Annotated in this window: 17 protein-coding genes; 11 read left to right on the top strand and 6 right to left on the bottom strand. The window is 68.5% G+C overall.

All coding sequences use genetic code 11. From position 1 onward, the window contains the following. Nucleotides 1-2: 2 nt before the first annotated feature. A complete protein-coding gene (locus tag GGQ93_RS02870; RefSeq protein WP_183215055.1) occupies nt 3-1,217 on the top strand; it encodes a M16 family metallopeptidase in 1,215 nt (404 codons plus the stop codon). A gap of 31 nt (nt 1,218-1,248) precedes the next feature. Here the strand turns inward: GGQ93_RS02870 and GGQ93_RS02865 are convergent, their stop codons facing one another. Further along, nucleotides 1,249-2,028 (bottom strand): helix-turn-helix domain-containing protein, encoded by a 780-nt coding sequence (locus GGQ93_RS02865; protein WP_183215054.1) that lies wholly within the window; start codon nt 2,026-2,028, stop codon nt 1,249-1,251. A 178-nt stretch (nt 2,029-2,206) separates the two neighbouring features. Between GGQ93_RS02865 and GGQ93_RS02860 the strand changes: the two genes are divergently transcribed. The 3 genes from GGQ93_RS02860 to GGQ93_RS02850 are packed head-to-tail and all read left to right on the top strand — an operon-like array spanning nt 2,207 to nt 5,832. After that, complete coding sequence (locus GGQ93_RS02860; RefSeq protein WP_183215053.1) at nt 2,207-4,381, top strand: TonB-dependent receptor; 2,175 nt, start codon at nt 2,207-2,209, stop codon at nt 4,379-4,381. Further along, nucleotides 4,378-5,247: a class I SAM-dependent methyltransferase gene (locus GGQ93_RS02855; protein WP_183215052.1), complete on the top strand. Its 870-nt coding sequence runs from the start codon at nt 4,378-4,380 to the stop codon at nt 5,245-5,247. Before GGQ93_RS02860 ends, GGQ93_RS02855 begins: the two co-directional genes overlap by 4 nt. 30 nt (nt 5,248-5,277) lie before the next feature. Further along, on the top strand, nt 5,278-5,832 hold the full coding sequence (locus GGQ93_RS02850; protein WP_183215051.1) for an NADPH-dependent FMN reductase: 555 nt from the start codon (nt 5,278-5,280) through the stop codon (nt 5,830-5,832). A 99-nt stretch (nt 5,833-5,931) separates the two neighbouring features. Here GGQ93_RS02850 and GGQ93_RS02845 read toward each other — a convergent pair whose 3' ends face one another. After that, nucleotides 5,932-6,144, bottom strand: coding sequence for a cold-shock protein (locus GGQ93_RS02845; RefSeq protein ID WP_008260410.1), 213 nt, complete (start codon nt 6,142-6,144; stop codon nt 5,932-5,934). 236 nt (nt 6,145-6,380) lie between these two features. On the opposite strand from GGQ93_RS02845, the gene GGQ93_RS02840 reads away from it, so the two are divergent. Then, the gene (locus GGQ93_RS02840; RefSeq protein ID WP_007443424.1) at nt 6,381-6,572 is read left to right on the top strand and encodes a hypothetical protein; all 192 of its coding nucleotides are present in this window, start codon (nt 6,381-6,383) and stop codon (nt 6,570-6,572) included. A 30-nt stretch (nt 6,573-6,602) separates the two neighbouring features. Here the strand turns inward: GGQ93_RS02840 and GGQ93_RS02835 are convergent, their stop codons facing one another. Further along, the gene (locus tag GGQ93_RS02835) at nt 6,603-7,784 is read right to left on the bottom strand and encodes a DUF1501 domain-containing protein (protein ID WP_183215050.1); all 1,182 of its coding nucleotides are present in this window, start codon (nt 7,782-7,784) and stop codon (nt 6,603-6,605) included. Then, nucleotides 7,781-9,178 (bottom strand): DUF1800 domain-containing protein, encoded by a 1,398-nt coding sequence (locus GGQ93_RS02830; RefSeq protein ID WP_152950920.1) that lies wholly within the window; start codon nt 9,176-9,178, stop codon nt 7,781-7,783. Before GGQ93_RS02830 ends, GGQ93_RS02835 begins: the two co-directional genes overlap by 4 nt. Nucleotides 9,179-9,290: 112 nt before the next feature. Here GGQ93_RS02830 and GGQ93_RS02825 point away from each other — a divergent pair, with 112 nt between their 5' ends. The 4 genes from GGQ93_RS02825 to GGQ93_RS02810 all read left to right on the top strand — a co-directional run bounded on the left by GGQ93_RS02825 (nt 9,291) and on the right by GGQ93_RS02810 (nt 14,238). Further along, nucleotides 9,291-9,893 carry a GNAT family N-acetyltransferase gene (locus GGQ93_RS02825; protein ID WP_183215049.1) on the top strand — a complete coding sequence of 201 codons (603 nt, stop codon included), beginning with the start codon at nt 9,291-9,293 and terminating at the stop codon, nt 9,891-9,893. Between the two features lie 13 nt (nt 9,894-9,906). Continuing rightward, entirely contained in the window at nt 9,907-11,574 is a 1,668-nt protein-coding gene (locus tag GGQ93_RS02820; protein ID WP_152950918.1) for a putative bifunctional diguanylate cyclase/phosphodiesterase, read from the top strand. Nucleotides 11,575-11,700: 126 nt separating this feature from the next. Continuing rightward, on the top strand, nt 11,701-13,392 hold the full coding sequence (locus GGQ93_RS02815) for a bifunctional protein-serine/threonine kinase/phosphatase (protein ID WP_183215048.1): 1,692 nt from the start codon (nt 11,701-11,703) through the stop codon (nt 13,390-13,392). A 345-nt stretch (nt 13,393-13,737) separates the two neighbouring features. After that, complete coding sequence (locus GGQ93_RS02810; RefSeq protein ID WP_183215047.1) at nt 13,738-14,238, top strand: MarR family winged helix-turn-helix transcriptional regulator; 501 nt, start codon at nt 13,738-13,740, stop codon at nt 14,236-14,238. A gap of 7 nt (nt 14,239-14,245) precedes the next feature. On the opposite strand, the gene GGQ93_RS02805 is transcribed toward GGQ93_RS02810, so the two are convergent. After that, nucleotides 14,246-14,815 carry a YqgE/AlgH family protein gene (locus GGQ93_RS02805; protein WP_152950915.1) on the bottom strand — a complete coding sequence of 190 codons (570 nt, stop codon included), beginning with the start codon at nt 14,813-14,815 and terminating at the stop codon, nt 14,246-14,248. A gap of 114 nt (nt 14,816-14,929) precedes the next feature. Here GGQ93_RS02805 and GGQ93_RS02800 point away from each other — a divergent pair, with 114 nt between their 5' ends. Both GGQ93_RS02800 and GGQ93_RS02795 read left to right on the top strand, forming a co-directional pair. Next, complete coding sequence (locus GGQ93_RS02800) at nt 14,930-15,415, top strand: peroxiredoxin (RefSeq protein WP_054766584.1); 486 nt, start codon at nt 14,930-14,932, stop codon at nt 15,413-15,415. 51 nt (nt 15,416-15,466) lie between these two features. Then, entirely contained in the window at nt 15,467-15,907 is a 441-nt protein-coding gene (locus GGQ93_RS02795; protein WP_054766583.1) for a very short patch repair endonuclease, read from the top strand. On the opposite strand, the gene GGQ93_RS02790 is transcribed toward GGQ93_RS02795, so the two are convergent. Continuing rightward, a complete protein-coding gene (locus tag GGQ93_RS02790; protein ID WP_152950914.1) occupies nt 15,874-17,793 on the bottom strand; it encodes an ATP-binding protein in 1,920 nt (639 codons plus the stop codon). The genes GGQ93_RS02795 and GGQ93_RS02790 overlap by 34 nt on opposite strands. Between the last annotated feature and the right edge of the window lie 48 nt (nt 17,794-17,841).

The raw sequence follows: 17,841 nt of genomic DNA, 5'->3' as shown, positions 1-17,841 counted from the left end.
CCATGGCCGGCCTGAAGACCCTCGCCGTCGTCGTCACCGTCAAGGGCGGGGCGCGGTGGGAGCCCGAGGATCGCTCCGGCTGGTCCCACCTCCTGGAACATCTGGTGTTCAAGGGCGCAGGCGACATGGCCGCGCGCGAGATCGTCGAACGGATCGAGGCCGAGGGCGGCACGATCAACGCCTCCACCGGCTATGAGCGGACCAGCTTCGAGGTGCGGGGGCTGGACGGGTCGCTGCCGCTGGCCATGCAGGTGCTGTCGGACCTGGTGTTCCGCCCCACCCTCGACCCCGCCGAGATCGAGCGGGAAAAGGACGTGGTGGCCCAGGAGATCGCCGAGGCCTTCGACACGCCCGACGATCATGTGTTCGAGATGGTCCAGACGCGCGCCTTCGCCGGTCAACCGCTGGGCCGGCCGATCCTGGGCTCGGTCGCCAGCCTGAAACCGGCGGACAGGGCGGCGGTCGAGGCGTGGCGGGCGCGGCTCTATTCACCCGATCGGATGGTGGTGTCGGTGTCGGGCGCGGTGGAGGAGGGCGAACTGCTGGCCCTGGCCGAGCGCTGGTTCGGGGCGGCCGTGGCGACCCCGGTCGAGGCGCCGGCGCCGGCCGTCTTCGTCGGCGGCCATGCGGCCCTGACGCGCAAGATCGAACAGGCCAATCTGGTGTTCCAGCTGCCGGCTTTGTCGGCGACCGATCCGGCCCTGTCCGCCATGCGGCTGTTCGGCGAAATCCTGGGCGGGGGCATGGCCTCGCGCCTGTTCCAGAGCGCGCGCGAGGAGCGGGGCCTGGCCTACGCCATCGACGCCTATCAGGAGCCCTATGAGGACGCCGGGGTGCTGGGCATCTATGCGGGCGCAGCGGCGGACCGGGCGAAAGAGTTGGCCCAGGTGGCCGCGGCCGAGGTGCGGGCCCTGGCCGAGACCGGGCCGACCGAAAAGGAGCTGTCGCGCGCCAAGGCGGTGATGAAGGCCGGTCTGTGGATGTCGGACGAAAACCCGATGAGCCGGGCCGGCCGCAACGCCGCCCAGACCCTGATCTTCGGCGCGCCCCGCTCCAGCCTGTCTATGACCGAACAGCTGGAGGCCCAGACGGTGGCGGACGTGCGGGCGGCGGGAGCGCGTCTGTTGGAGGGACGACAGGCGGCCAGCGCCGTCCTGGGACCGAAGTCCGCGGCGCCGGCGGGCGAGGCCTTCGCGGCGGCGCTGTTCCGGGGGTAGGGCGTGGTCCGGCCCGCGGTTTAAGCAGGCTCTAGAATTCGCGCCTCCACTCCGAAGGCGAGCGTCCCGTCACGCGGCGGAAGGCGCGGGCGAACTTGCTCGCATTGGCGTAGCCGACCCGACTGGACGTTTCGGTGACCGACAGGCCTCCGGCCAAGAGGCCGGCGGCCCGTTCCATCCGAAGACGGGTCAGCCAGGCATAGGGCGCAAGGCCGGTGCGCGCCCGGAGCGCGCGCGTGAATCCGCTGGCGTCCATGCCGGCCGCAGCCGCCATCTCAGCCACCGAGACGTCGGCCTCGAGCCTGTCCGTGACGAGGGCGTAAACGCGGTTCAGTCGGACCTGCGACAGGGCGCGGGCGGCGCGCGGGTGTGCGACAGGACCGTTCAGCTCGCTCAACCGGCGGAAGACCAAGGACAGGCCATGCTCAAAAAAGGCGGTGGAAGCGCCGTGCGCGTCCGCCTCGTAAAACAGGGCCGTCAAGACGGCGGCCAGAAGGGGGTCGTCATGGAAACCGCAGGCCAGTCGTTCGATCCGTTCCGCATCGAGCGGGCAGTGAGGAACGGCCTGGGGCGAAATCGCCAGCCCGATCATCGACACGGCGCCGGACCGCGCCAGCCCTGATCGGTCAGACGGGCCGACGACGACCGATCCGGCCCGCCAAACCCCCTCCAAGCGGCTGTCGCCGAGACGTTGCATCAGGGGCGCGCTCCCGCTCAGGCGAAGGGCGAGCCGCAGATAGGGACCGTTCTCGACCGCCCCCTCGAACGGTCGATGGTCCGCGCGTACGATCAAGCCGTTCAGACCGGACATCCGGTGAACCACGCCTGCGCCGGCATGGCCTTCGATATGGGCCCGATCGGACGAAAGCCTGCGCTTAAATCCCGGATCGGATCGGTCAGTCTCGGAACGGAGCGGCGTAGAGGACATGGTATATTGTAACACGGGCTGATAATCGTTCGCAATAATGCGGGCGAAGGGGCTTGTCTGCATGTTTCCGTTCCGCTCACTCTCCGTCGTCGCCTCCGTCCTGGCGAGCGTCCAGCCGGCCGCAGCCCAGGAGGCGACGAAGGCCCAGACCCTGGACGAGATCGTCGTCACCGGAACGCGGCGGGAAACCCGCCTTCAGGACGCCGACGTCTCGGTGACGGTGCTGAACCGCGAGATGCTGAACCAGGCCCGAATTCGCGACGTGCGGCAGCTCGACGCCGTCGTGCCCAATGTCCAGTTCAATGAAAGCGGCCAGTTGGGCAGCACCTTCATCTCCATCCGGGGCATCGAATCCAACCCGTTCATCGTCAACCGCGCCGCCGTCTACATCGACGGCATTCCGTTCAGGGAGCTGTCCAATGCGGTGCTGAACCAGGTCGAATCGATCGAGGTTCTGCGTGGGCCTCAGGCGACCCTGTACGGCGCCAACAGCGAGTCCGGTCTGATCGTGATCAACACGCGCGCGCCGACCGACCGGCTGACGGCCGAGGCGCGGGCGACGGCCACCACCTTCAGCGGCGGCCGCAGCGGAACCCTCGACGGTTTCGTCGGCGGCCCCCTGCACGGCGACACCCTCAGCGGCTCTCTGGCTTTCAAGGCGTCGCAAGGCGACAGCTTTCTGCGGAATCTTCAGCCGGGCCGCCCTGAAGGCCGCATCGGCGAAACCTTTCTGCAAGGGCGGCTGCGGTGGCGGCCCAGCGATCGACTGACGGTGAACGCCACCGCCTATGTGCTGGACACCCGCGCGCCGGGCGTCTTCGATCAGGAATATTTCCCGTTGGACCTCGATCTCTATAATCGAAGCTACGCCGACCGTTTCAACGGCGGGCGCCGGATTGGGCGGTTCACCTATGTCAATGACGCGCCCAAGCGCACCGACGAGCAGGAGATCGTGACCGGCGTGAGCGCCGCCTATCGACCCGGCTACGGCACGATCGAGGCGGCGGCCTCGTGGCGACGACTGGACACCGATGCGCGCGGCCTGGACTTCGACTTCACCGGCCTGCCGACGGCCTCGGGGCAGGACGCCAAGGTCAAGGATTTCTGGAACGCCGAGCTTCGCTTCGTCTCGCCCGCCGACCGGCCGTTCAAGTACATCGTCGGCGTCAGCCACTACCGTCAGGACGACGATCGCTTTCTGGCGACCTTCGTGGGGCCGGGCGGGCTGGACTCCTTCGTGCGCGCCCCCAATCAGTTCGCCCAGGCGCGCGACTGGGGCGCCTTCGCCTCGGCCAACTGGTCGCCTGCCGCCCTGCCGAAACTGACCCTGGGGGCAGGGGTTCGCTATGACCATGCGCACCGGGAGGCCCAACAGAGCGCCGGTCAGCTCGACATGGGCGGGGGCAGTCTGTTCCTCTATCGCGACGCCGCCCTGTCGGCGGATTTCGAGGCCTGGCTGCCGCGGTTTTCGGTGCGTTACGAGCCGACCGATCAACTGACCCTCTATGCGACGGCGGCCAAGGGTTACATCCCCGGCGGCTTCAACCTGACGGCGGCTCAGAAGGATCTGAGCGACGACGTGCTGCGCTACGCCTCTGAGACGATGTGGAGCCAGGAGGGCGGGTTCAAATGGCGTTCGATCGACGGAAGTCTGCGCCTGGCCGGCGCAGCCTTCTACATCCGCTCGGACAATTGGCAGGAAATCCAGGTCGCGGCCGACGCTTCGGGCCGGATCATCTCGTCCGACTATATCGGTTCCGACGCCTCCATCGACAGCAAGGGGTTCGAGTTGGAGGCCGCAGCCGAACCGATCACCGGCCTGACGCTGACGGCCAACATCGGCTATGCGGACGCCCGCTACCGCGATCTGCAGGTCAGTCCGACGCTCAATGCCCGGGGTCGGCGGGTCAAGCTGACGCCGGCCTATGACGGCTATCTGGCCGCTCGCTATCAGACCGCCGCCGGCCTCTACGTCAGGGCGGAGGTCGGGCTGACGGGCAAACAGTCGCTGGAGACCTTGGGGGAGGCGGTTCAGCCCGCCTATCAGACCGTCGGCCTTCAGGCCGGTTATGAGGGGCCGCGCTGGTCGGCGCGGCTGTTCGTGGACAATCTCACCGACGTGCGGCGCGGCACGGGATTGGCCTTCCGCAACCTCGGCTTCGGCAATGACGGCAACTGGTACTCGCCCATCGGTCGATCGCGCGAAGCGGGCTTTGAACTGGGGTGGAAGCTGTGATCGGGTCCGCCAAGGCCTCGCCGGCTCTGAGCGGCGTTCCAGAGACCCTGCTGATCACCCTGGCCGCGCGGCTGCTCGCCCACAGGCTGAACCCGGATCTGGGGTTCGTCGATCCTGCGGCCGAGACGATCGGGGCGGCCTTGGACTTCGACCCGAACCGGTTCGCCCACGATCGCGCCAGTCTGCGCGGGGCCCTGGTCCGGAGTCGGTGGTTCGATCGGGTGACGGCGACCTTCATCCAGGCTCATCCGGACGGCCTGGTGGTTTCCATCGGATCGGGACTGGACACCCGCCCCCACCGGCTGGGCCTGCCGTCCGGTTTGGATTGGATCGACATCGATTTTCCTGAAGTCATCGCCTTGCGCGAAGCCCTGGTTCCGGCCCTGCCTCGGGTTCGCAGCTGGGCCGGCGACGGGACGGACGTCGCCGCATGGGCGGAGGCGATCGGATGGCGGACCGGCCGGCCTGTCCTGATGGCGGCCGAGGGCGTGTCCATGTATCTGGAACCGGAGCAGGGTCGGAGATGGCTCGCCGCATCCGCCGAAGAGGCCGCCCGCCGTCAGAGCGCTCTGAGGCTGGTCCTCGACTTCGCCTCGCCGATGATGGCGCGGAACGGACGCCGCAATCCGAGCGTCCGCAAGACCAAGGCGAGGTTCCGATGGGGCGTGTCGGGCCCAGCGGAGATCGAGCGCCTGGGCTATCGGCTGCGCGAAACCCATGATGTGGCTCGGCAGAGCGGAAGCCTGTCGCGCCTGGTCGGCGCGACCTACCGTCTTTTGACGGGGCGGCTGATCTATAGTTGTGCGGTGTTCGATGCTTCGGAGGCGAGGCGAGGGAACATCCCAAGCGGACGTCTGTTAAGCTGACGCTTGATCCATTCCAATCCGGAGCCGCCCATGTCCGTCCGTGTCGCCCTGATCGTCGGCAGTCTGCGCGAGGGGTCCTATTCCCGCGCCGTCGGGCTGGAGATGAAGATCCTGGCCGCGCCCGAGCTGGAGGTGGAGCCGGTCGAGATCGGCGATCTGCCGCTCTATAACCCCGATCTGGAGACGGAGACGCCGCCGGCCGCCTGGACCCGGTTCCGGGCGGAAATGGCGGAAGTTCAGGCCGTGCTGTTCGTGACGCCGGAATATAATCGCTCGATCCCGGGGGCGCTGAAGAACGCCCTGGACGTCGGCTCGCGCCCCTATGGCGACAGCATCTGGGCGGGCAAGCCGGCCGCCATCGTCAGCGTCTCGCCCGGCGCCATCGGGGCCTTCGGCGCCAACCACCACCTGCGCCAGCCCCTGGTCTTCCTGAACATGCCGACCATGCAGCAACCCGAAGCCTATGTGGGCAATGTCGCCGGCCTGCTGAACGAGGAGGATGGGAGGCTGAAGAACGAGGGGACGCGGGAGTTCCTGAAGGGGTTCCTCGACGCCTTTGCGGTGTGGATCGAGAAGACCAAATAGTCTCGCCCGGATGACGGCGTTTAAAGAGGGCGGACGCCCCAATTGAAAACGGCGGCTCCTTGCGGAGCCGCCGTCGCCAAATCAGCTGTGAGGCTGAAATCAGCCGATGGTTTGCAGCTGGCCAGCGGATTCCTTGCCCGAACGCTTGTCGCGTTCCAGCTCGTAGGAAACCTTCTGGTTTTCATCCAGGCCGCGCAGGCCCGCGCCTTCGACGGCCGAGATGTGGACGAAGACGTCCTTGCCGCCGTCGTCGGGTTGGATGAAGCCGTAACCCTTGGTCGGGTTGAACCATTTGACAGTGCCGGTAGCCATTTTGAGACCTCCGTTAGAAGTTGACCGAGGGAACGTCCCTGCGGCCTGTCGGGTCTGAATGGGATCGGCCTGGACTCATGCGTTCGCAAGGAGAGTGGGCGTTACGCAGAGAGATCGACGAGGCTTATTAGCGCAGGCTTTTCCGACAAAAGCAAGGCGGGGCGTATTAAGGCGCCGGCGTGACGGAACGGCTGCGCTTCCAAGGCGTTGTCTCGGCTCACGAAAGGTACCCCGTCATGAACCGCACCCATGTGGTCGAGCGCGCCTATCAGCTTGCCCGCACGCCCGAATGTCTGAACACCGGCGACGTGGTTAAGGCCCTGTCGGCCGAGGGCTATTCCAGCGCCGACATTTCGCATTTCCAGGGCAGTTCGATCCGGGCGGACCTGAACCGCATCTGCAAACAGACGACGCCCGAAGCGGCGTGACAGGCGCAAGCTGAGAAACGCGGCCCGAGATCAGACCAGGCCGTCGATCGTCTGCGCCTCTGCGGCGCTGTCCGGGAAGACCCGCGTATCCAGCTGGGCGCGGTCCAGGCCCAGGTGATCGCGCAGCACGCCCTTGAACACGGCGCGAACGTCCAGGGTGGGGGCCAGGTCGCGGCCTTCGAACAGACGATTGTCGGCCAGACCGGGCCAGTCGCCGATCAGCCCGCCCGCTCGAACGGCGCCGCCCGCCAGGATCAGCGAGGACGCCGTTCCGTGGTCGGTGCCCCCGGTCCCGTTGGCGCGGGCGGTGCGGCCGAACTCGGTGGCGACCACCACCACGGTGCGGCGCCAGTCGTCGCCCAGACCCGTCTCCAGCCCCGCGATCAGCCGGTCCAGCCCCGTCAGCCGCGTCTGAAGCTGCGCCTTCTGGCCCGCGTGGGTGTCCCAGCCGTCCAGCGACAGGGCGACGACGTTCGCCCCCTCGGTTCCGGTCATCAGCCGCGCCACCGCCTGACCCAGGGCCTGGGCGTCATTGCGCCCCACCCGCCCGCCGTCGCCGTCCAGGGCCGCGCGTTCCTCAGTCGCCAGGCCGCGCGCGAGGCTTTGTCCCAACAGCGGATCCTCGACATAGAGGTCTTGCAGCAGACCGGCGATCCGGTCGTCCTCACGCACCCGTCCCCCCGGCGCCCAGCCGGAGACGGGGGCGTCGCCGCGCAGGATCAGGGGCGTCTGGGCGCCGATCGACAGGCCTTTCAGCCTCTGGCCGCCCGCTGCGACGATGGCGCGGTTCAGCCAGCCGTCGTCCTGACGGCGCAGGGCTTCGCCGCCGTTCTCCAGAACGTCCTGGGCGTCGAAATGCGACCGGACCCGCACGGGCAGGGCCACGGCGGGGGCGAACCTCATCTGGCCGCGGCCATGGAGGGCGTGCAGGGTCGAGAGGGCGGGGTGGAGGCCGAAGCCGTCGCTCAGCGCTAAAGCCCCGTCCGCCGATCCCGGCAGGGCCACCGCCAGGCCGCCGCGCAGGGCCGCATAGTTCGGGTCGGCGTAGGGGACGGTGACGGACAGTCCGTCCATGGCGCCCCGGGCGATGATCACGATCAGTTTGTTCTCGGGCGTCCTGGCCTGGGCCGCCGTTCGGCCGGCGAAGGCCAGGCTGAGGCCGGCGGCGGAACCGGCAAGAAAGGCGCGGCGGTGGAGGGGCGAGAGGGTCATCGGCGCTGGAACTCCGGCGACATCAGAAGAAGGGTCAGGGCCTCGGGCCGACTCTCGGCCCGGGCGACGGCCGAGCGGGTGCGCTCGCCCATTCGGCGGCCCAGGGCGGAGAGGGCGACGGCGTTCACATCGGTGACGACGGCGGCGCCGGCGGTGGTCCGCGCCCAGTTCAGCCGCTTGACCAGGGCGTCGGGCCCGGCCCAGTCGGCGGCCGTGTCGGGCCAGCCCTCGGGTGACGGCGGCGCGAAGGGCGGCTGGCCCATGGCGATCAGCGCCTGTCGCAGAAGCGCGGGGCGTCGGGGGCCTTCATCCAGAGCCCGTCCGGCCGAGACGACGAACTCATAGGGCGTCTTGATCTTGGCGGCCTGGGGCGTCCAGGTCTCGGGCGCTTCGATCAGGGCGCGGGCGACCTCAGCCAGATCGCCTTGAGATCCGGTCCAGGCGGCCTCGAGCCGAGCGACCAGGGCCGGGGGCGGATCGTCGGCGACGAAATGGGCCGCGATCCGCCGCGACAGCCGCTTGGCCGTGGCCGGATGGCGCGCCAGATCCCGCAATATGGCCTCGCCCTGTCGGCGGCCGGTCTGGGCGTAGGTCCGGCCCATGACCGTTCGGACGCCGGGTTCGTGAATCTCCGGCCGGAAGACGAAGCCGCCGCCGTCCGCCCTCTGCCGATCCTGCTGACGGGGGATGGACCAGCCGGTCAAGGCGCGGGCCAGTTCGGTGACGTCGGCCTGATCATAGCCGCCGTCGGCGCCGACCGTGTGCAGCTCCAGCATTTCGCGGGCCAGATTCTCGTTCAGCCCCAGCCTGCGGCGCGCGCCGGCCCGGCTGTCCGGCCCGGCCGATCGGGCCTGATCAAGGTACAGAAGCATGGCCGGATGCTGTTCGGCGGCGAGGACCAGATCCTCGAACCGGCCGAAGACATGGGGGCGAATGGCTTCGCGCTCATAGGTGTCGACGAAGGCGCCGGCGGTGAATTTGGCGGCCGAGACGGTCAGGGCGTTGGCCCAGAACAGGGCCCAGCGCTCGGCGAACCCCTGGTCGGTCTCCAGGCCCAGACGCACCCGGTCCAGAAAGCCGCGGGCCGTGTCCTCGGTTATGGCGCGCCGCGCCGCCTGCCGGGCCTGACGCGCGGCCTCGGCCGTCGGATCGGGCGCGCCGCCGGGCGCCGCCGCCTCGCGCCGGCCGGTCCCGCTGGCCTGATAGGCCAGGAAGGCCTCCATCCGTTCAGCGGTCGAGACGGCGGCGCCGGAGGGTTGGGGCGCGCCTTCGGCCCGGATCTGACCCAGCGCCCAGCCTCTGGGATCGGCGGCGACGCGGTCGATCTCGCCGGGACGCGCGCCCAGGCCCAGCCGGGTCACGGCGACGGCGGCCTCGAAGGCGGATGCGGCCATGGGTGGTCTCCTTGCCGGCTTTGTCCGTTCAACGGCTCCAAGGCGGAATCTCCGTCGCCGGAAGCCTGCGGCCGGGTTTCACCCCTCGCGTTCATGCTTTACGCTGGAGGCGATGGCGCTGCTGGACTGGATGAGCGATGTGGCCGGGCCGGTTGTCCGGGGCGAGGGCGTGCTGCTGCGCCCCCCGCGCGCTGCGGACTATGCGGCGTGGTCGCGGTTGCGCGACGGGTCGCGCGACTATCTCCAGCCGTGGGAGCCGGCCTGGCCCGAGGACGATCTGAGCAAGGGCGCCTTTCGACGCCGGCTGTCCATCTATGCGCGGGAAATGGAGCTGGGAAACGCCTGGCCCTTCTTCATCTTCATCGAGGACGGCAAGACCCTGGTCGGAGCCGTGACCCTGTCGAACGTGCGGCGCGGCGTGGCCGAGACGGGCACCCTGGGCTATTGGATCGGTCAGCCCTTCGCCGGGCGCGGCCATGGCACGGCGGCGGTGCGCGCCGTGGTCGCCTACAGTTTCGAGCGGCTGAAACTGCACCGTTTGGAGGCCGCCTGCCTGCCCAGCAACCACGGATCGCGTCGCGTTCTTGAGAAATCGGGTTTTCGGCACGAGGGTCTGGCCCGCGCTTATTTGAAAATTAACGGCGATTGGGCAGATCATCTGCTGTTCGGCCTCGTGGAGGACGAGTTTGATCGCGGCGACCGGGGGTCGTCTTGAGGGAACGACAGCTGTGAACGCGCGACCCCGCTCGCTGGCCTGGGACGCCACCGCCGCCATCGAGGCCCTGGCGGCGGCCGATACGGCCCTGTGGGTCTGGACGCCGGCCGAGGATCAGCTGCGTTTCACCGGCGCCACCCGCGCCCTGGGGCTGGGACCCCTGGCGCCGGAATGTTCGGGCGCCGGCTTTGTCGCCTCGACCCTGCCGCAGGATCGGTCGCTGGCCGAGAAGATGCTGAAGCCGCAGGAGGAGGGCGCCGAAATCGCGGTGCGCCTGCGGATGCGCGGAGCCGAGACCTGCCTGTGGCGCGGGGTCTGGCTTGAGGACGGCCTTCGCGCCGCCGGCGTCGTCGCGCTGGAGGCCAAGTTCACCGGTTCGGACCGCGACACCCTGACCGGCCTTCTGGACCGTCGCGCCTTCATCGCCCGCGTCGGCGAGGTGCTGACCCAGGCGGGCGAGTATGAATTGGTCGTCGGCGACGTGGACCGTCTGCGTCGTCTGAACGAGGCCCTGGGCCATGAGCGGACGGATCTGGTGCTGTCGGCCCTGGGGTCGCGCCTCGCCGCCGCCTTCCCCAAGGACGCCGCCGCGGCGCGGATCGGCGAGGACGAGTTCGCCATCATCGTGCCCAAGACCGCCTCTCACACCAGCTATCGGGTGCGCGAGGCGCTGGAACAGCCGCTGAGGGTGGCGGGTTTCGACATCTATCCCACCGTCTCGATCGGCGCCGTCATCGTCGAGGGCGGGCCGGATGCGCCCGACGCCTCAGAACTGCTGCGCCGGGTCGAGCTGGCGGTGGAATCGGCCAAGGCGGCTGGGCGGGGCGGGTCGGCCGCCTATGGGCGCGCCCTGGAAAGCGATTCCCTGAGCCGACTGGCGCTGGAGGCGGATCTGAGAAACGCCTTCGTGCGCGGCGAGATCACTCCCTTCTTCCAGCCGATCGTGAACCTGAAGACCGGCGCCGTGGCGGGCTTCGAGGCCCTGGCGCGCTGGCGTCATCCCCGTCGGGGCCTGGTGCCGCCGGACGAGTTCCTGGGCCTGACGGCCGACCTGGGGATGATGAACGACCTGGGTCTGCTGATGATGACTCAGTCGGCGCGGCAACTGGCGGAATGGATTCAACGCCACCCCCTGGCCGGAAAGCTGTTTTGCAGCGTGAACCTGTCGGTCGGCGAGATCGAACGGCCGCATCTGTGCGAGGACGTGGCGCGGGTGATCAAGGAGGCGGGCCTGCCCCGCGGCGCCCTGAAGCTGGAGGTGACCGAGGGCGACATCATGCGCGACACCGCCCGCGCCGCCGAGGTGCTGCAGTCGCTGAAGGACGTCGGGGCGTCGCTGGCGCTGGATGATTTCGGCACCGGCTTCTCGTCGCTGTCGTACCTGGCGCGCCTGCCGTTCGATACGCTGAAGATCGACCGCTATTTCGTCCTGACGATGAACAAGGACGAGGGCTCGGCCAAGATCGTCAAGTCGGTCGTCAACCTGGGCCGTGACCTGTCGCTGGAGGTCGTCGCCGAAGGGGTCGAGAACGCCGAACTGGCCGCCCTGCTGCTGGAAGCCCAGTGCCACTACGGCCAGGGCTTCGGCTATGCCCCGGCGCTGCCGGCCCAGGAGGCGGAGGTCTATCTGGCCGAAAGCCTGGCGGACGGCACGGCGCCGCTGAAGCAGCGGTCGGCTTAGATTTCACTTTTCGTCATCCCAGGCCTTGTGCCTAGGATCCATCGACTCTGTCGATGACGGTAAGCCCCGGCGACACCGGGCGTATGGATCCTCGCCACAAGGGCGAGGATGACGGCTGGAGGGTGCATGACCGACGCCAGACTGGAGATCGCCGCCGGTTTCGCCACCGCACAGGGGCCCAAGGCGGACAATCAGGATTTCGGCGGGGTGCATCTGGGCACGGCGGCCGAGCAGCGCGAGCATGGGGTCGTGGCGGTCATCGCCGACGGGGTGTCGGGATCGAAGGCTGGGCGGATGGCGGCCGAGCTGACGACGCGCAGCTTTATCGACGGCTATCTGGATCAGAACCCGCTGAACGGCATCGCCGCCAACGGGATCAAGGCGCTTAGGGGCTTCAACCGCTGGCTCCATGCGCGGGGCAAGATCGATCCGGCCATGGAGGCGGCGGCGACCACCTTCACCGCCCTGATCCTGCGGGGACGTGAGGCGGTGGCGCTTCATGTGGGGGACAGTCGGGCCTGGCATTTCCGCGACGGGGTGCTGACCCGGCTGACTGAGGATCACACCCGGGCCCAGCAGGGGCTGAGCCATGTGCTGTACCGCGCCGTCGGCATCGAGGCGGACGTGAAGCTGGACGTGCGCCATGTGGAGCTGCAGCCGCACGACCGGTTGATGCTGACCACGGACGGGGTGCACGGGGTGCTGGACGAGGCCGCCCTGGCGCGGCTGCTGGCACGGCGTGGATCGCCCGACGCCGACGCCCAGGCCATTCTGGACGAGGTCGCCGAGGCGGGGGCGCGCGACAACGCCACCGTCCTGATCCTGGACGTCATTCGGGTCGGGGCGCCCGACTGGGAGGCGATCACCGCCGAGGCCGAGGGCCTGGCCATCCTGCCGCCGCCGAAACAGGGCGAGACCGTGGACGGGTTTCATCTGGAGCGGCTGGTCGCCGATGGGCGCTATACGCGGCTGTTCCTGGCGCGGTCTGGCGAAGAACGGGTGGTGCTGAAGTTCCCCAAGCCGGCGGCGGTGTCGGAACGGGGGGCGCGGACGGCCTTCCTGCGCGAAGCCTTCATCGGCCGGCGCATCGACAGCCCCTTCGTCGGCAAGGTGCTGACGCCGGATGCGGGGCGCCAGAGCCGGCTCTATATCGTCCAGCCCTTCTATCAGGGCCAGACCCTGCATGCCCGCCTGGCTGAGGAGGGGCCGTTCGAGATCGCCGAGGGGATCGGCGTGGCCTTGAAGCTGGCGCGGGGGGTGGCGGCCCTGCATCGGGCCGGGGTGATCCACCGCGACATCAAGCCGGACAATGTGATCCTGGAGACGCACGGCGGGCTGAAGCTGGTCGATCTGGGCGTGGCCCGGCTGAAGCGGGCCGAGGAGTTCGCCGAGGCCGAGGCGCCGGGCACGGCCGGTTTCAAGGCGCCCGAAATGTACGACGGCGAAAGCGGGAGCGCCGCCACCGACCAGTTCGCCTTGGGGGTCACCCTGTACCGGCTGTTCACCGGGACTTATCCTTGGGGCGAGGTGGATCCGTCGGACGCGCCGCGCTTCGATCGCCCCCCGACCCCGCCCGGGCGACGCCGACCGGACATGCCCGCCTGGCTGGAGGCCGCCGTCCTGCGCGCCGTCGCCGTCGATCCGGACGAGCGGTTCGAGGACGTCGAGGAACTGATCCATGTGCTGGAGACCGGCAGCGCGGCGGCCGCCCCGGCCCCCCGCCCCCTGTCGCTGATTGAGCGCGATCCGGTGCGGTTCTGGCAGGGGGTTTGTCTGGTTTTGGTTCTGCTGCTGCTGATTTCGCTGGCGACACGCTAAGGGGGAATGCTCCCGGTGTCATTGTTGTGCGCGCAAGTATTCAGCGCCGCATTATATGCAGTCTTACTTAGGTAACTGTGGTGGAGATGTAAACGCTGTCGCCTTAATCGTGGAGCAGAACGGTTGCATGGCTAAGGCGTGTTGGCGAGATTATATCTCAATTTTCAACTCGAAGGAGACAAAGTCTTGCGTGTATCCGCTCTCCAGACTAGGGCATTGGAAAATGCTTAGTGATTGACGGCGGCCTTTCCGTCAGCCTATCCAGCGTGGTCCTTACGTATGCAAGAAGCCGTTGTAGAAAGTAAATTTGAACAGTTGAGTATCGGGGCGTCAGACGGAGAAAATGTGAGCCAAAGGTCCTTGACGCAGCTGTTGATCAGCCAAAAGACCGCTCTAGTGGCGCGCCGTTTTACAGCGCGCGCCGCCCGTCTCTTCAAATCCGCCGGCTATACGAACGCCCAAAGAGCTCCTCTTCGCGTCCTGAAGACCGCGCCCGACGGCATGACCCAGGCGGAGCTCGCCGCCAGTCTTCAAATCTCGGAACCGACCCTGTCGCGTCGCGTCGCGCGTCTGCTGGCCGACGGGCTGATTTCCAAACAGCGTCGACCCGGTGACGGCCGGGCCAATACGATCAAGCTGGAGCCCCGGGGCTATCAGGCGCTTGAACAGTCCGAAGCCATGGCGGCGCGGGATCGCGACATCCTGTTCCAGGGCCTCTCTCAGGAAGAGCTGGACATCGCCTTGAAGGTCTTGAGCCTGCTGGCTGCGCGCATCGCCGCACCTCTGAACGGCGCGCTGAACGAGGATGCGCAGCCGGACAAGGAGGATGCGGACGCGGACGCCTGATCGGCGGTCAGGCCCGCCCGCCCTGGGCTGACAGCCGGCCGGCGTCCACGCCCATGCGGGCCAGGGCGCGGGTCCATTTGGTCTGGTGATCGCTGTCGAAGATCAGGTCCAGGTCCGCTTCCGTGGTCAGCCAGACGTTATCGGCCAGTTCGTCTTCCAACTGCCCCTCGCCCCAGCCGGCGTAGCCGAGCAGCAAGGTGGCGTGGCGCGGTCCCATGACCGTGTCGGTCATCGCCGCCAGGGCCTCGCGCGTCCCCGTCATGGCCAGGCCGTCGCCGAAGGGCAGGGTGTCGTCCCCCACGCTCCAGTCGTCGGTGTGCAGGACGAAGCCGCGTTCGCGCTCGACCGGCCCGCCCATCAGAACCGGACGGCCTACGGACTGTTCCGGCGCGGGCGCGTCCAGCTTGTCCAGCACCGCCTTCAGATCGATTCCCTGGGCGGGCCGGTCGAGCCTCAGACCCATGGCGTGGTCCGGCCCATGGGCGCAGATCAAAATCACGGCGTGTTCGAACCGGGGATCGCCGATGCCGGGCATGGCGACCAGAAGACGGCCCGTCAGGGAGGAGGCGTCGGTCATGGTTTCCATAATCGGGGCTGAATGGGCCCGGCGCAAGCGCGCTGCGCTTGTCTTGGCGGCGTCGGCCGCTATCTGTCGCAGGCGCACCCAAGCCAACCCGCGCGGAGAGATTCCATGACCATCCAGATCGGCGACCGCATTCCCGAGGCGACCTTCGCCCAGGCCACGGCGGAAGGCCCCAAGCCCGTCAACACCGCCGACGTCTTCGCCGGCAAGACCGTGGCGCTGTTCGCCGTCCCCGGCGCCTTCACCCCCACCTGCTCGGCCCGTCACCTGCCGGGATTCAAGGACAATCTGGACGCCTTCAAGGGCAAGGGCGTCGACGTCGTCGCCTGCCTCTCCGTCAACGACGCCTTTGTGATGAAGGCCTGGGCCGAGAGCCAGGGCGTGGAAGACGGCTCGATCGTCATGCTGGCGGACGGCAACGGCGAACTGACCCGCGCGCTCGGCCTGGTGCTCGACGGCTCGGGCTTCGGCCTGGGCGAGCGGTCGCAACGCTATTCGATGCTGGTCAAGGACGGCGTCGTGACCGAGCTGAACGTCGAACAGGGCGGCGAGTTCAAGGTCTCCTCGGCCGAGCATCTGCTGGCCCAACTCTGATCGGGATCGGGCCGCGCCGACGCTTCGCATTTTGAGCGCGGCCCAACACGCATGACGACGGACGTCTTCAGCCCCGAAAAGCGCAGCGCGGTGATGCGCCGCGTCAAGGGGCGAGACACCTCGCCCGAACTGGCCGTGCGCAGGGTGCTGCGCGCGGCCGGGATCGGCTATCGCCTGGGCGGCCAGGGGCTGGCGGGACGGCCGGATCTGACAATGAAAGGGCGGCGGGTCGCCGTCTTCGTCCACGGCTGCTTCTGGCACGGCCATGACTGTCCGCGAGGATCGCGCAAGCCCAAGGCCAACGCCGACTACTGGGGCGGCAAGATCGCCCGCAACCGCGCCAGAGACGCGCGATCGGCCGAGACCCTGACGGCCGACGGCTGGCGGGTGGTGATCGTATGGGAGTGTGACCTGCGCACACCCGATTTCGCCGCTCGGCTGGTCGCCGAGATCAAGGGTCAGGCCGCGTCGACGTCTGAGGTCGAAGGCTGAGGCGTTGCAGCGCCTGCGTCCTGGGCCGCGTCGTCCAACACATGCTGTAGCGCTGCGAACAGGGCCGGCGGCGTCAGGGGCTTGGAGACGAAATAGGCCATGCCGGCGGCTTGGCAGGCGGCGATGTCTTCCGGCGCGGAATCCGCCGTCACGGCCACAACGGGTGTTCGGGCGTTCGGACCGTCGCCGGCGCGCAGCCGGCGGGTGGTCTCGCGCCCATCAAGCTCGGGCATGCGCACGTCCATGAAGATGACGTCGAAGACGACTTCGGCGCAGCGTTGCAAGGCGATCACCCCGTCGGAGGCGGTGACGATGTCGCAGCCCAGGGGCTCGAGGATCAGCTGAACCGCGCGACGGTTGATGTCGTGGTCATCGACCACCAGCAGCTTCAACGGACGGTCGGCCTCTTCGGGCGGAGGCGGCGCGGCCGGCGTCTCGACGGGCGGCGTCTCGGCGGCCGGCGCTGGGACGTCTTCGGCAGGGGGCGCAATAGGCGGAGCGGCAAGGGGCAGGGCCAGCGCGTCGGGGCGGGCCGTCAGCCCCCGGGCCGCTGGAGCCGTTCGCTCCGTCGCCCGGCCGGCCGGCAGGAACAGAGACACGGTGAAGCGCGCGCCCTGGCCGGGGGCGCTGCGCGCCGTCAGCCGTCCCCCCATCAACTCGGTCAGATCCCGGCTGATGGACAGGCCCAGGCCCGAGCCGCCGAACTGTGCGCCGACGCCTTCGGCCGTCTGATCGAAGGGGTTGAAGAGGCGCTCCATCTGCTCGGCGGTCAGGCCCGGACCCGTATCGGCGACTTCGAACAGAAGCGCATAGCCGGACGGCTCTTCCGGCCAGGCCTCAAGGCGCAGGGTGATCTGTCCTTCGGCGGTGAACTTGACCGCATTGGACATCAGATTGTTCAGCACCTGACGGATCCGCATGGGATCGCCCTTGACGTCGCGCGGCATCTGGGCGGCGCCCTCGACCCGCAAGGTCAGGCCCTTGGCCTCGATCGGTCCGCGCCACAGACGCAGGGTCTGGGCCAGCATGGCGCGCAGATCGAAATCCACCACCTCGACCTTCATCCGGCCGGCGCCGATGCGGGTGTGGTCCAAAAGATCGTCCAGCAGGGCCTTCATCATGAGGCCCGCGTCGGTGATCAGGGCGGTGTTGGCGCGAGAAGCGGCGTCGGCCGCCTGAAGCTCGGCCGCGCCGGTCAGGATGGCGCCGATCGGGGTGCGCAGATCATGGCCGATCGCCGCCAGGAAGGCGGTATGGGCCGCCAGATTCTGTTCGGCCTGCCGCCGCAGCCGATCCGCCTCGTCGCGCGCCCGCTGGCGCTTTTCGGCCGTCTCGCTGATGATCTGCCAACTGAGCACGGTGAAGATGACGAACATCACCACGGCCGCAGAGGCGGTCATGATGACCGAGACGCCGGCCCCGAAATGGGCGGCGAAGAACGGCGTGGACAGCAGATACAGCATCGGCGGCGAAAGGGTCGCAGCCAGAAGCATCTTGGATCGGGGCGCGTTGATCATCGAAAACAGCATCTGCGCCGGCAGCATCAGGGCCGCGCACAGGCCGCCCATTGCGCCGCCCATCAGCCACATGGGAATGGACAGGCCGCCGAAGGTCGCGGCGCTGATCAGGATCGCGGCGCAGGTCGGGATTTTCCGTAGGCGAGCGTCGGGCGCGCGTGAAGCCATGCGCAGGACCGCCCATTCCACCGTCTGGGCCAGGCCGTAGATCAGCAGCCAGAGCAGCGAGAGCCGCCAACCCAGCATCGGCGTCACGACCAGGGCGGTCGCCGCCGCCGTCGCCAGCCGTTGCGCCGCCTGCTTGGCGCGGAAGCGAGACGCCACAGTCCAGCCACTCACAGCCGTTGGGACCATGTTCGTCTGTTGCATTCCGCTTCCCATCGGCGCGAACGGTCTTCGTTCGTCGGGCCACAGGAT

The sequence above is a fragment of the Brevundimonas aurantiaca genome (assembly GCF_014199955.1).
GTDB lineage: Bacteria > Pseudomonadota > Alphaproteobacteria > Caulobacterales > Caulobacteraceae > Brevundimonas > Brevundimonas aurantiaca.
The sequence above is the reverse complement of the archived record's forward strand: the minus strand, read 5'-3'. Positions and strand labels throughout refer to the sequence as shown.